This is a genomic window from Psychrosphaera sp., assembly GCF_982872775.1.
The window spans coordinates 81,139-93,773 of sequence record NZ_CEYNSH010000002.1; the positions used below are offsets into that span (position 1 = coordinate 81,139).

At 40.4% G+C, this 12,635-nt stretch carries 12 protein-coding genes; 6 read left to right on the forward strand and 6 right to left on the reverse strand.

Features of this window, described 5'->3' with window-relative positions:
* The 6 genes from AC4E96_RS01100 to dnaA all read right to left on the reverse strand — a co-directional run.
* A partial coding sequence (locus AC4E96_RS01100) for a glycine--tRNA ligase subunit beta (RefSeq protein ID WP_490254650.1) occupies positions 1 to 551 on the reverse strand: 551 nt, incomplete at its 3' end.
* Positions 552 to 560: 9 nt separating this feature from the next.
* Positions 561 to 1,475, reverse strand: coding sequence for a glycine--tRNA ligase subunit alpha (gene glyQ, locus AC4E96_RS01105; protein WP_488033032.1), 915 nt, complete (start codon positions 1,473 to 1,475; stop codon positions 561 to 563).
* A gap of 115 nt (positions 1,476 to 1,590) precedes the next feature.
* Positions 1,591 to 4,035 carry a DNA topoisomerase (ATP-hydrolyzing) subunit B gene (gene gyrB, locus AC4E96_RS01110; RefSeq protein WP_488033031.1) on the reverse strand — a complete coding sequence of 815 codons (2,445 nt, stop codon included), beginning with the start codon at positions 4,033 to 4,035 and terminating at the stop codon, positions 1,591 to 1,593.
* Positions 4,026 to 5,156 (reverse strand): DNA replication/repair protein RecF, encoded by a 1,131-nt coding sequence (recF, locus tag AC4E96_RS01115; protein WP_488033030.1) that lies wholly within the window; start codon positions 5,154 to 5,156, stop codon positions 4,026 to 4,028. The genes gyrB and recF overlap by 10 nt, the downstream gene beginning before the upstream one ends.
* Positions 5,157 to 5,168: 12 nt before the next feature.
* The gene (gene dnaN, locus AC4E96_RS01120) at positions 5,169 to 6,272 is read right to left on the reverse strand and encodes a DNA polymerase III subunit beta (protein WP_488033029.1); all 1,104 of its coding nucleotides are present in this window, start codon (positions 6,270 to 6,272) and stop codon (positions 5,169 to 5,171) included.
* 14 nt (positions 6,273 to 6,286) lie between these two features.
* Positions 6,287 to 7,696: a chromosomal replication initiator protein DnaA gene (dnaA, locus tag AC4E96_RS01125; RefSeq protein WP_490254651.1), complete on the reverse strand. Its 1,410-nt coding sequence runs from the start codon at positions 7,694 to 7,696 to the stop codon at positions 6,287 to 6,289.
* 598 nt (positions 7,697 to 8,294) lie between these two features.
* Between dnaA and rpmH the strand changes: the two genes are divergently transcribed.
* From rpmH to AC4E96_RS01155, 6 genes are all read left to right on the forward strand, one after another.
* Complete coding sequence (gene rpmH, locus AC4E96_RS01130; RefSeq protein ID WP_208830699.1) at positions 8,295 to 8,429, forward strand: 50S ribosomal protein L34; 135 nt, start codon at positions 8,295 to 8,297, stop codon at positions 8,427 to 8,429.
* Positions 8,430 to 8,433: 4 nt separating this feature from the next.
* Positions 8,434 to 8,802 carry a ribonuclease P protein component gene (gene rnpA, locus AC4E96_RS01135; protein WP_488033055.1) on the forward strand — a complete coding sequence of 123 codons (369 nt, stop codon included), beginning with the start codon at positions 8,434 to 8,436 and terminating at the stop codon, positions 8,800 to 8,802.
* Positions 8,757 to 9,020 carry a membrane protein insertion efficiency factor YidD gene (yidD, locus tag AC4E96_RS01140; RefSeq protein WP_488033027.1) on the forward strand — a complete coding sequence of 88 codons (264 nt, stop codon included), beginning with the start codon at positions 8,757 to 8,759 and terminating at the stop codon, positions 9,018 to 9,020. The genes rnpA and yidD overlap by 46 nt, the downstream gene beginning before the upstream one ends.
* 5 nt (positions 9,021 to 9,025) lie before the next feature.
* On the forward strand, positions 9,026 to 10,672 hold the full coding sequence (yidC, locus tag AC4E96_RS01145) for a membrane protein insertase YidC (RefSeq protein ID WP_490254652.1): 1,647 nt from the start codon (positions 9,026 to 9,028) through the stop codon (positions 10,670 to 10,672).
* A 116-nt stretch (positions 10,673 to 10,788) separates the two neighbouring features.
* Positions 10,789 to 12,180 carry a tRNA uridine-5-carboxymethylaminomethyl(34) synthesis GTPase MnmE gene (gene mnmE, locus AC4E96_RS01150; RefSeq protein ID WP_490254653.1) on the forward strand — a complete coding sequence of 464 codons (1,392 nt, stop codon included), beginning with the start codon at positions 10,789 to 10,791 and terminating at the stop codon, positions 12,178 to 12,180.
* Between the two features lie 13 nt (positions 12,181 to 12,193).
* The gene (locus AC4E96_RS01155; RefSeq protein ID WP_490254654.1) at positions 12,194 to 12,631 is read left to right on the forward strand and encodes a flavodoxin domain-containing protein; all 438 of its coding nucleotides are present in this window, start codon (positions 12,194 to 12,196) and stop codon (positions 12,629 to 12,631) included.
* Positions 12,632 to 12,635 lie beyond the last annotated feature (4 nt).

Genomic DNA, 12,635 nt, shown 5'->3' on the forward strand with positions numbered 1-12,635 from the left:
TGATTAGATGATTTAAGGCCTAAGACTTCAGCATCGACGACCTTATCGCCGTATAAAGCGATTAACGTATGTACCGGACGGATAAACTCAACGTCTGACGAACCCCAACGCATCGGCTTAGGAATTGGTAGTTGTTTTAATGTCGCGGCTAAAAAGCCAGACAACAACTCATCAAGTGACTTTCCTGGGACGTTGGCTTTGTGTAATAGCCATTCGCCTTTTTCTGTTTTAAGTCTGTCTGCATCAGCAACGTCAATACCACAACCTCGAGCCCAGCCCATTGCCGCTTTAGTCGGTTGCCCTTCTGCGTCGAACGCGGCTGCAATTGCAGGGCCGCGCTTTTCGACAACCTTGTCCGCTTGTTGAAACTCTAGTTCGTTTACCTTCAACGCTAGACGACGAGGCGCAGCAAACCATTCAATTGATTCAAATGACAAAGACGCCGCTTTTAATTGAGCTTCAAAGCCTTCTTTAAAACTAAGCGCTAATTTCTTTAGTGCTTTTGGAGGTAACTCTTCTGTACCCAATTCAACAACAAAATTATTTCTCATCTTCACGTCCTACTTTGATGAATCGGCTGATTTACACAGTGGAAAACCAAGCTCTTCACGAGCATCGTAATAAGCTTGTGCTACTGCTTTTGATAACGCTCGAACACGTAAAATATAGCGCTGGCGTTCTGTTACCGAAATTGCGTGACGCGCATCTAACATGTTAAATGCATGAGAAGCTTTCATCACTTGTTCGTATGCAGGTAAAGGTAGTCCTTCCGCAATTAGCAGTTCACTTGCTTTCTCTGCATCATCAAACTCTTTGAATAACACGTCGACGGCAGCGTGTTCAAAGTTGTACTTAGATTGTTCAACTTCGTTTTGATGAAAAACGTCACCATAAGTAACCTTACCCATTGGGCCATCAGTCCAAACTAAGTCGTAGATACTATCTACGCCTTGAAGGTACATTGCTAAACGCTCTAAACCATAAGTAATTTCACCGGTAACTGGTTTACACTCTAAGCCACCTACTTGTTGGAAGTAAGTGAACTGAGTTACTTCCATGCCGTTTAACCATACTTCCCAACCTAGACCCCAAGCACCTAGTGTTGGTGATTCCCAATTGTCTTCTACGAAGCGGATATCATGGACTAAAGTATCGATACCTAATTCTTCTAATGAACCAAGGTATAACTCTTGAATATTGTCTGGTGATGGCTTCAACATAACCTGGAACTGGTAATAATGTTGAAGACGGTTTGGGTTTTCACCATAACGACCGTCAGTAGGACGACGACAAGGCTGTACGTATGCCGAACTCATTGGCTCTGGACCTAATGAACGTAAAAACGTCATTGGGTGGAATGTACCTGCACCAACAGCCATATCTAATGGTTGAATGATGACACAGCCCTGTTTAGCCCAGTATTCCTGTAAGGCTAAGATTAAACCCTGAAAGGTTTGAATGTTTTTTTTACTCATGGCGATTGGTTACCAATTAATATTTTAAATTCGTTTAATAAACGTGTCTTAAACAAACAAAGCCTAGTAGTTAAAAAACGACTAGGCTTCCTTATCCTTTTATAACTAAAACAAGTTATACGTCAAGGTTTGCAACTTTAAGTGCGTTTTGGTCGATGAACGCACGACGCGGCTCAACATGATCACCCATTAGTGTTGTGAACAACTGATCACAACCTATTGCATCTTCAATCGTTACTTGCAGCATACGACGTGACTCTGGGTCCATTGTCGTTTCCCAAAGTTGATCTGGGTTCATTTCACCAAGACCTTTGTATCGCTGTATGTATAAGCCACGCTTAGATTCTTTCATTAGCCATTCTACGGCTTTTCCGAAATCGTCCACCGGGAAGCGTTTTTCACCACGACTTACATAAGCCGTATCTTCAAGAAGATTTAAGTTAATGTCGCCTACAGAGCTAATATCTTTAAACTCTTTTGAATCGATAAAATCTTTGTTTAACGTAAAGTCTCTATCTACACCGTGTTGGCGAACACGAATAACTGGAATCCAAAGATTACGCTCATCATCGTGATTAATAATCGGTGTGTAAATTACGCTTTCTGTTTCTTTTTCATTAAGCTGTTTTACAAATGACTCTAACCATTCTGTAATACCATTTTGGTCTGACAATAGTGACGACTCAAGTGGTTTAAAGAACATTAAGTTACGTAAAATTTCGGTATTTATCTTCTTCTTCAGGCGAGTAATTGCCGAGTCAGCTTTGTGATATTGAGCGATTAATTTCTCAAGTTCGCCACCATTAATTGAAGGCGCATCAGTGTTAACGTGTAGCGTCGCACCGTCTAATGCCAATGTAGTTAAGTACTCAACTAACGTTTCGTCATCTTTGATATAACGTTCTTGTTTGCCTTTCTTAACTTTATATAGTGGTGGCTGAGCGATGTAGATATAACCACGTTCAATAAGCTCAGGCATTTGTCTATAGAAGAAAGTTAATAATAATGTACGGATGTGTGAACCATCGACGTCGGCATCGGTCATGATGATGATGTTGTGATATCTCAATTTTTCTGGGTCGTATTCGTCACGACCAATACCACAACCTAAAGCAGTGATTAGTGTGCCAACTTCAGCAGAAGAAATCATTTTATCAAAACGTGCTTTCTCAACGTTTAAGATTTTACCTTTCAGAGGCAAGATGGCTTGGTTCTTACGATTTCGACCCTGCTTAGCGGAACCGCCAGCTGAGTCACCCTCCACTATGTATAGTTCTGAAAGTGCTGGATCTTTTTCCTGACAATCCGCTAACTTACCTGGAAGTCCGGCAATATCTAATGCACCTTTACGACGAGTCATTTCACGTGCTTTACGAGCGGCTTCACGCGCCCTAGCAGCGTCAACGATCTTCATAATGATGTTCTTAGCAATCGATGGGTTTTCCATTAGATAGTCGTTTAGCTTCTCACCCATTGCTTGTTCAACCGCAGGTTTTACTTCTGAAGAAACAAGTTTGTCTTTTGTTTGAGATGAGAATTTAGGATCAGGTACTTTAACAGAAATAACTGCTGTTAAACCTTCTCGGGCATCATCACCACTGGCCGAAACATCAACGGCATTTTTACCTTTACCTTTATTTAGGCCTTCAGCAGACATGTAGTTGTTTAACGTACGAGTTAATGCACCACGAAAACCACTTAGATGTGTACCGCCATCACGCTGCGGGATATTGTTAGTGAAACATAAGATGTGCTCTTTATAAGAGTCATTCCACTGCATCGCAACTTCAACAACAATGCCGTCATCTTTCTCCAATGAGAAGTAAAAGATTTCTTCATTAACAGGCGATTTGTTTTGATTTAGATATTCAACGAACGCTTTAATACCACCTTCGAAGAAGAAGTGTTCTTTCTTTTCTTCATCTCTTTCATCTTCAATTCGAATTGAAACACCAGAGTTAAGGAAAGAAAGTTCACGAATACGCTTAACTAAAATATCAAAGTGGAACGTAATGTCAGAGAATATTTCAGCGCTTGGCCAGAAACGAACTTCAGTACCGCTTTCTGTTGCTTCACCTACTACGGCTAGTGGCGCTACTGGCTCACCTAAATGGTATTCCTGTTCATGTAATTTGCCATCACGACGAATAGTTAAAACTAGTTTATCACTCAGTGCGTTTACAACTGAAACACCTACACCATGAAGACCACCAGAAACTTTATAACCAGAGTCATCACCACCAAACTTACCACCGGCGTGTAGTACTGTCATGATAACTTCCGCTGCTGAAACCCCTTCTTCTGGGTGAATTTCAGTAGGAATACCTCGTCCATTGTCTCGTACAGATACCGAACCATCTAAATGGATCTTAACTACGATGTCACTACAGTGACCAGCCAACGCTTCGTCGATTGAATTATCTAGGATTTCGAAGACCATATGGTGTAGACCTGACCCGTCATCAGTATCACCAATATACATTCCTGGACGTTTACGAACTGCATCAAGGCCTTTTAAGACTTTGATACTCGACGAACCATATTCATTTTCTACGGACATAACTGCTCCATATTCTCTGGATTAATTGTTCCATGTTCCACGTGGAACACATTCACAGAATTTGTGTGTTTTCTAAATTCCATTGCGATTTTACTTTCTATCCCTGTAACGAAAATTTGTGCCTGAGATTGCATAAGCAATTTCAGCATAGTATCACGCGTTACCTCATCTACCTCTGAAGGTAAATCATCAATGAGTAACAACATATTCTTATTTGCTAATTTTTTAACAATTTTGACAATTGCTACTTCTAACAAATAAAACAACATTTTACTTTGTCCTCTAGATAACATTGACGTCATGTCTGTGCCACCTTGGACAAATTGCAAATCAGCTTTGCTAGGTCCAAAACCAACTTGTTTGTATCGTTTGTCTTTTAAAATCTGGCGTTCGATATCTTGATCATTATGAACGTCGCCATCAAATTGCTTAGTACGATAGTTTAATGTCAAACTTTCTAATAATGATGTTCTACTACTTTCACCTAAATGCTCGATTATGTTTGTTAATTGTGGCTGTAACACCTCTTCTACAAACCGCGAACGAAAGTTCTCAACTTCAATCGACGCCGCTATAAGCCCGCGATACCAAAATATCAGTTCTTTTGGTGCTGCGTGACCGCTTCGTAATAACGCGTTAATTTGTTTTTGCGCTTTTTGATAACGAGTCCAAATGATTTGATAATTTTGTTCCACGTGGAACAACCCAAAATCTAAAAAGCTTCTTCGTGCTTTTGGACTACCAAAAAATACATCAAAACTCTCTGGGGTAATGAGCTGCACAGGAAACAAACGACTTCCTTCTGACAACTTTTTTAACAAATCACCATCGAGTTTTAATCGCGATTGACCAGATTTATCTAGATCTAATCCAAGACTATGCTCTTTTTCAGATTGATTAATCTTAACGGCTACCGCTAGGTACTTATCATCTACGTTAAGAAGTGTACCCTTTTTATTTGTTCTAAAAGACTTTGCTCTACTTAAATAAAACAAAGCCTCTAATAAACTTGTTTTACCACTGCCGTTTTGTCCATAAAACACATTTACCGATTGGTCTGTTTCTATGCTGGCAGATTTTATGTTTCGAAACCCAACAACGTTGACTTTCCTAACTAACATAAACCGTTAACTCTACAGCTTCATAGGCATAACTACGTATAGGCTTGAGCCATCATCATACCCTTCAATTAACGCACTGCTGTTTGCATCAGCTAGCATAATTTTAACTGTGTCTGTCGTAATGTTATTTAGAACATCAATAATATAAGAAACGTTAAAACCAATCTCTAAATCACCACCGGTGTAATCGACCAATGCAGTTTCTTCGGCTTGTTCTTGCTCTGGGTTGTTTGCAGAAACCAGCAATTCACCAGAACTTAAATTAAGACGGACACCTTTGAACTTTTCATTAGATAAAATACTAACCCGTTGGAATACGTCTTTTAACATATTCTTATCAGCAACGATTGTCTTATCACCGCCTTGTGGTAATACTCGACGATAATCCGGAAAACGCCCATCAACCAACTTACTTGTAAAAACAAAGTCTTTATCAATGATACGAATGTGGTTGTTACCTAAATGAAGCTCGAGTTCAACGTCGTTGTCTTCTACCAGTCTTAATATTTCTAAAACAGCCTTACGAGGAACAATAACTTGCTTTTGTTGCTGAACACCGTGACTGATTGGTTGCTGTGCTAAGGCGAGCCTATGGCCATCTGTAGCCACCGTTCTTATAACATCAGACTCCAATTCAAATGACATGCCGTTGAGATAATAGCGCACGTCTTGGTTTGCCATAGAGAAATAGATACGCTCAATCAGCGCGCGTAATGTATGGCGTTGTAATGATATGTTCTCTTCTGATTGCCACTCTTCTAAGTTTGGATAGTCACTTGCTGGCAATGTAGACAAACTAAAGCGGCTCTTTCCTGCACGAACGATTGCCGCGTGGCCTTCTACTTTTAACTCAATTTCAGAGTCACCTGGTAGAGAACGGCAAATATCAAATAACTTTTTAGCCGGAACGGTAATCGCCCCCGCTTGAATGACATTGTCTGGTGTTGTTGACGCAACCAACTCAACTTCCATATCTGTACCTGTAAAGCGTACAGAATCTAAAGAAGTCTCAATTAATACATTCGATAAAATAGGTAACGTATGTTTTCTTTCTATCGCTCCAGAGACCATAGTTAATGGTTTTAATAGCGCGTCTTTACTAATTATGAAATGCATTTATCCATTCCCCACTATGACGACAAAATACGCATTAGATTTTGCACGTCTTCTTTAATTTCGTGACTTTCTTCTTTTAATTCTTTTATTTTACGACAGGCGTGTAATACCGTCGTATGGTCGCGACCACCAAATGCATCACCTATTTCTGGTAAGCTATGATTGGTGAGCTCTTTTGCTAATGACATAGCAATCTGTCGTGGACGCGCAACTGAACGACTACGACGTTTAGATAAAATATCAGCAACTCTAATTTTAAAATATTCAGCAACGGTTTTCTGAATATTATCTATCGTGACCAATTTGTCTTGAAGTGCCAACAGATCTCTTAACGCTTCTTTTACAAAATCGATAGTAATTGGTCGGCCTGTGAAATTAGCGTTGGCTATTACGCGGTTAAGCGCGCCTTCTAATTCACGTACATTTGAACGCAAACGTTTAGCGATAAAAAAGGCAACTTCTTCTGGAAGCTTAACCTTACTTTGGTGCGCTTTTTTCATCAAAATCGCGACTCGAGTTTCTAACTCCGGCGGCTCGATAGGAACATTTAGACCCCAGCCAAAACGACTCTTTAATCGATCTTCTACGCCATCTATTTCTTTAGGATAACGATCCGACGTCAAAATGATCTGCTTATTACCCTCTAGCAACGCATTAAAGGTATGAAAAAACTCTTCTTGTGAACGATCTTTTTTCGCAAAAAACTGAATATCATCAATTAAAAGTGCATCTAAGCTTCGGTAATATCTTTTAAATTCTTCAATGGCATTATTCTGTAATGCCTTAACCATGTCTTGAACAAAACGCTCTGAGTGCATGTATACAACTTTTGCGTCTTTCTTGTTCTCAATGATCCCGTTACCAACTGCGTGCAATAAGTGAGTTTTACCAAGTCCGGTACCACCGTATAAAAACAATGGGTTATAAGCGCCACCTGGATTGTCAGCAACTTGCATCGCAGCTGCTCGAGCTAGTTGGTTACTGTTACCTTCAACAAAACTATCAAAAGTATACGAATCGTTAATGTTAGACTTGAATACAGCCTTTGGTTTAACCGGCGCAGCATGTTTAGGCTGAGAAGAAAAGTTGGATGACGGTGCAGAATGACTTGTATTAGCACTTGGCGTTACATTGCTGGTTTCAGCCGCGTGACTAATAACTTGAGGCTGAGTATTCATTTTAGAGCCAACATCGAAGTTAACTCTCGGCGCAGGGTTACCATCACTAAACTGAACCAACAATTCACTAATGCGGTTCATATATTTATCTCTTACCCAATCCAATACAAAGCGGTTTGGGGCATAAAGGGTGATCAATTGATCTGAACTATGAAGCTGGAGTGGTCGAATCCACATATTAAACTGCTGAGAAGACAGTTCTTGCTCCAAAACCTGTAGGCAATGCTGCCAAAGAGATTGATACACTTAATATCCTATTATGATGTCCGGTTATAATTATTAGCACACAATAATGCACCAGCTATTATGCCTTATAATTATCCACAAACTCAACCGTCACAGCCGTCCAAAAATAGAATAAATTTAATAAAATTCAAGTTGCGTGACTTAACCAAAATTTAACGGATTACAATTCTGTTGTTTCGTATTTTAATCGGTAACATTTAGACTCCCTAGAGACGGTTAGGCCATTTGGTTAGAATCAATAATTATAAGGCTTTAGAAGTAAAGTCAGCTGATGTTTTTTACATTTGCGTCTCTCACCCACGGCAAAAATATCACGCCCCCCAATTGGCCCGTTTGCAAAAATTCCGACCCACGGCTTTACAAGTTTAATCCATTAACCTCCCAATAAAATATATGCCTTAATAACTTCAAATTTATCCACATAAAGCTGTTTATTTTAACTTCGTTTGTGGATATGTATTTTCATTTGAAATTAATAGATCAATTTAATTGACTATTTTAGGATCAATCTATATCATTCGGCGTCCTTTTTTGGGGCCCTGCAGGGGTCGCGACCTGCGGGATAATTAGTAGTAATAACCGATCGGATGGATTTAATATGAAACGTACATTTCAACCTAGCGTTCTAAAACGTAAGCGTACTCACGGTTTCCGTGCTCGTATGGCAACTAAAAACGGTCGTGCTGTTCTAGCACGTCGTCGTGCAAAAGGACGTAAGTCTCTTTCTGCATAATAAAGTGGATAACTTCACTTTTCCAAGGGAGTTACGTCTTGTAACTCCCTCGCATTTTTCCCGCATTTTTGACAAGCCTGTCAAAGCTGTTTCAGATCACTTCACCTTATTAGCAAAATATAATGACCTAACACATCCTCGTTTGGGTTTAATTGTCGCTAAGAAAAAAGAAAAAACGGCACCTGGTCGCAACCGAATCAAACGCATAACTCGAGAAAGTTTCCGTTTAAATCAACATAACCTGCCAAATATTGATATAGTGGTACTTGCCCGAGATGGCATTGGTAATGTAGATAACGAAAAACTCAACAAGCAGCTAAACAAGTTATGGAAAAAAATCGCTCACCGTTGCGAGTCGTCCTTAAAAAAATAGTTCGTGGCTATCAAATATTGATAAGCCCTTGGTTTCCAGCTAAATGCCGGTTTCACCCAAGTTGTTCCGAGTATACTATTCAAGCAATTGATCAACATGGATCTGCAAAAGGTTCTTGGTTAAGTGTCAAACGTATTCTAAAATGCCACCCTTTTAGCGAAGGTGGGTTCGATCCCGTTCCTGCCTCAACATCAAACAAAGATAAAGAAGAGAAATAAGCGCTATGGAATCGCAACGTTCGTTCTTAGTTATTGGTTTAGCCTTGGTTAGCTTTTTGCTATTCCAACAATGGCAGGTCGATTACAATACGCCAGCGCCTCAAGAAGTAACTCAAACCGTTACTCAAAGTGAGTCTGGCCTACCAAACGCAAATACCAACCCACAAGCGGATTTGCCTGCAGCAGATTCTGTTGCGTTAGTTGAGCCACAAGCTCCAGCTAATACCAACTTAATTAAAGTAACTACAGATACACTTGAGGTTCTTATTGATCCTAAAGGTGGTGATTTAGTTTCGGCTACATTATTAAAGTATGACGAAACTCACCTATCTGAAGAAAAGTTTCACTTACTAAAACAGGACCCTGCATACGTTGCAATGTCAGGTTTAGTTGGACCTCAAGGTCCAGATGCAGCGGCTGAAGGTCGTCCTTTGTATCGCGCTGAACAAGAAGAGTGGGTTTTGGAAGGTGAAAAATTATCTGTTCCTCTTACGTTCCAAGCTGATAATGGCCTAATCGTAAAAAAAATCTACACGTTCACGCGTGGCCTACACTCAGCTGAAGTGAAATTTGAATTACAAAACACCTCGGACAAAGCCGCACAAGTTGTCCCTTTCTTCCAGTTAAAGCAAGAAGTCACAGATGCTGAAAGCAGCATGATGATGCCAACGTACCGCGGCAGTGTTTATTCAACGGCAGATACGTCTTATGAAAAACACGACTTTGAAGACATGAGCGAAGACAAGCTAAACGAAAACACCAAAGGTGGTTGGATAGCTATGATCGAGCACTATTTCGTTAGTGCATGGGTGCCTTCTCAAGACATTCAGAACAACATTTACTCTCGCTCTGTTAACAATGGCAGTTCTGCAATAATCGGCGTGAAATCTCCAGCCGTAGTAGTTCAACCAGGTACCACAGAGACTATCTCTGCTACATTATTTGCTGGTCCGAAAAATCAAGAAGAACTTGATTCGATTCACCACACTTTAGACCTGACTGTTGATTACGGTTTCCTATTCTTTATCAGCCAAATCTTATTTAGCGGCTTATCTGCAATCTACGGTGTAGTTGGTAACTGGGGTATTGCCATCATCATGATCACTATCGTGGTTAAAATGTTGATGTATCCGTTGACCAAGAAACAATATGAATCAATGGCTAAGATGCGTGCCCTTGCACCTAAGATGGAACAATTAAAAGCTCGTTATGGCGACGACCGTCAGAAAATGGGCCAAGCAACCATGGAACTTTACCGCAAGGAAAAAGTAAACCCAATGGGCGGCTGTTTACCACTTTTACTACAAATGCCAATCCTATTAGCTTTGTACTGGGTATTCCTAGAAAGTGTTGAGTTACGTCACGCTCCGTTTGGACTATGGATTACAGACTTATCTGCAAAAGACCCATACTTTATCCTACCTATTCTATTTGGTGCGTCGATGTGGTTAATGCAGAAGTTATCACCAACGCCGTCGGCAGATCCAATGCAGCAAAAAATGATGTTATGGATGCCGGTTATCTTCTCAGTATTCTTCTTATGGTTCCCAGCGGGTCTGGTTCTATACTGGTTGGTATCAAACATCATTTCATTGATTCAAATGTTGGTTATTTACAAAAACATTGATAAAAAAGCGGCAGCTAAAAAATAACGGACCATTTGAGTGGATTGCTAAATTAATGAATTAAGCAAAAACACGATAAAATGAAGTACAATAAAAGGCGACCTTGAGTCGCCTTTTTTCTATCTAAAATTTAGAGATTTACTATGAGTAACCCTTTCGACAACGTCGACACTATTGTTGCCCAAGCCACTGCACCTGGCAAAGGTGGCGTTGGTATCATTCGAGTTTCTGGCCCACTATCTAAGCAAGTCGCAGAGACCATTGCAGGTAAATGTCCAAAACCACGATATGCCGATTATTTGACTTTTAAAGGCTTAGATAGCTCAATTCTGGATCAAGGAATTGTATTATTTTTTAAAGGCCCAAATTCATTTACCGGTGAAGATGTTGTTGAGTTTCAAGGTCATGGTGGCCCAGTTGTTATTGATTTACTTCTTAAAGAGATCACTAAAATCGATGGGATTCGAATGGCGCGTGCGGGTGAATTTAGTGAACGTGCATTCTTAAACGATAAAATAGATTTGGCGCAAGCCGAAGCGATTGCCGACTTAATAGAAAGTACCTCTGAACAAGCGGCCAAATCCGCTCTGCAATCATTGCAAGGTGAGTTCTCCAACAAAATTCACGCGTTAGTCGAATTAATGATACAACTAAGAATCTATGTCGAAGCCGCGATAGATTTTCCGGATGAAGAAATAGACTTCTTATCCGACGGTAAAGTAGCGGGCGATCTTGATCACATCATTGACTCACTCGAAACCGTTAAGAAACAGGCTCAACAAGGCGCCATCATGCGTGAAGGTATGCGCGTCGTTATCGCGGGCCGTCCTAATGCAGGAAAGTCATCTTTGTTAAATGCATTATCTGGTAAGGACTCTGCTATCGTCACAGATATAGCAGGAACCACTAGAGACGTTTTAAAAGAACACATTCACATCGATGGTATGCCTTTACATATTATCGACACAGCTGGACTTAGAGAGAGTCCAGATACGGTTGAACAAATAGGTATCGAACGCGCCTGGAAAGAGATCGTAGAAGCCGATAAAGTTTTGTTAATGGTCGATGCAACGGAACACAAAGGCTCAGATAGCGTTATAGATCCAATGGAAATTTGGCCAGAGTTTATGGAGCGTTTACCGGACTCTATGCCGCTGACCATCGTTCGCAACAAAATTGATCTTATCAATGAAACCGAAAGCCAAACACAAGTCTCAAATGACTTCCCTGTCATCTCTATTTCAGCCCAACAAAAAATAGGTGTTGAAGAGTTAAGACAACATCTCAAAACAGCGATGGGCTTTGAAGGCAACAGCGAAGGTGCTTTTATGGCTCGTAGACGCCACCTAGATGCCTTAGACAATGCATATAGTCACTTACTACAAGGTAAGGAACAGCTCCATTCATTCATTGCTGGAGAAACGCTTGCTGAAGAACTCAGAATCGCCCAACAGCATCTAAACGAAATCACTGGTGAATTTAGTTCGGATGATCTTTTAGGTCGTATTTTCAGCTCATTTTGTATCGGTAAGTAAGGAACAAAACAGTATGATCACTATTTTTATAGGCACAGAAACAGGTACTGCAGAGTATGTTGCTGATGAAATCAATGAGCTTTTGACTCAACACGGCCACGAAACAACAGTAATCGATGACCTCAGAGCCACTCAATTAGACACTCAAACACCTCAAACATGGGTGATTTGTACCTCCACTCATGGTGCAGGAGAGATCCCAGACAACCTCAAATCGATACATGAAAAGATCATCAATGCGTCGGACTTAAGCCACATAAAACACCTAGTAATAGGTCTGGGAGACTCGAGCTATGATACTTATTGCAAGGCAGCAAAAGATCTAAGTGAGGCGCTTATCAACACTAAATCTGAGCCATTAAGCAACCCAATTCTCGTTGATGCAATGTCAGATGAGCTACCTGAAGACCTTATTATTCCTCAGTTGAATACAATGTTAGACAAGTTTTAATACC

What these genes read in the sequence shown, in the direction of transcription:
- glyQ (WP_488033032.1), bottom strand. Translation starts at nt 1,475, where the DNA reads ATGAGTAAAAAAAACATTCAAACCTTTCAGGGTTTAATCTTAGCCTTA.
- gyrB (WP_488033031.1), bottom strand. Translation starts at nt 4,035, where the DNA reads ATGTCCGTAGAAAATGAATATGGTTCGTCGAGTATCAAAGTCTTAAAA.
- recF (WP_488033030.1), bottom strand. Translation starts at nt 5,156, where the DNA reads ATGTTAGTTAGGAAAGTCAACGTTGTTGGGTTTCGAAACATAAAATCT.
- dnaN (WP_488033029.1), bottom strand. Translation starts at nt 6,272, where the DNA reads ATGCATTTCATAATTAGTAAAGACGCGCTATTAAAACCATTAACTATG.
- rpmH (WP_208830699.1), top strand. Translation starts at nt 8,295, where the DNA reads ATGAAACGTACATTTCAACCTAGCGTTCTAAAACGTAAGCGTACTCAC.
- yidD (WP_488033027.1), top strand. Translation starts at nt 8,757, where the DNA reads ATGGAAAAAAATCGCTCACCGTTGCGAGTCGTCCTTAAAAAAATAGTT.
- yidC (WP_490254652.1), top strand. Translation starts at nt 9,026, where the DNA reads ATGGAATCGCAACGTTCGTTCTTAGTTATTGGTTTAGCCTTGGTTAGC.
- mnmE (WP_490254653.1), top strand. Translation starts at nt 10,789, where the DNA reads ATGAGTAACCCTTTCGACAACGTCGACACTATTGTTGCCCAAGCCACT.
- AC4E96_RS01155 (WP_490254654.1), top strand. Translation starts at nt 12,194, where the DNA reads ATGATCACTATTTTTATAGGCACAGAAACAGGTACTGCAGAGTATGTT.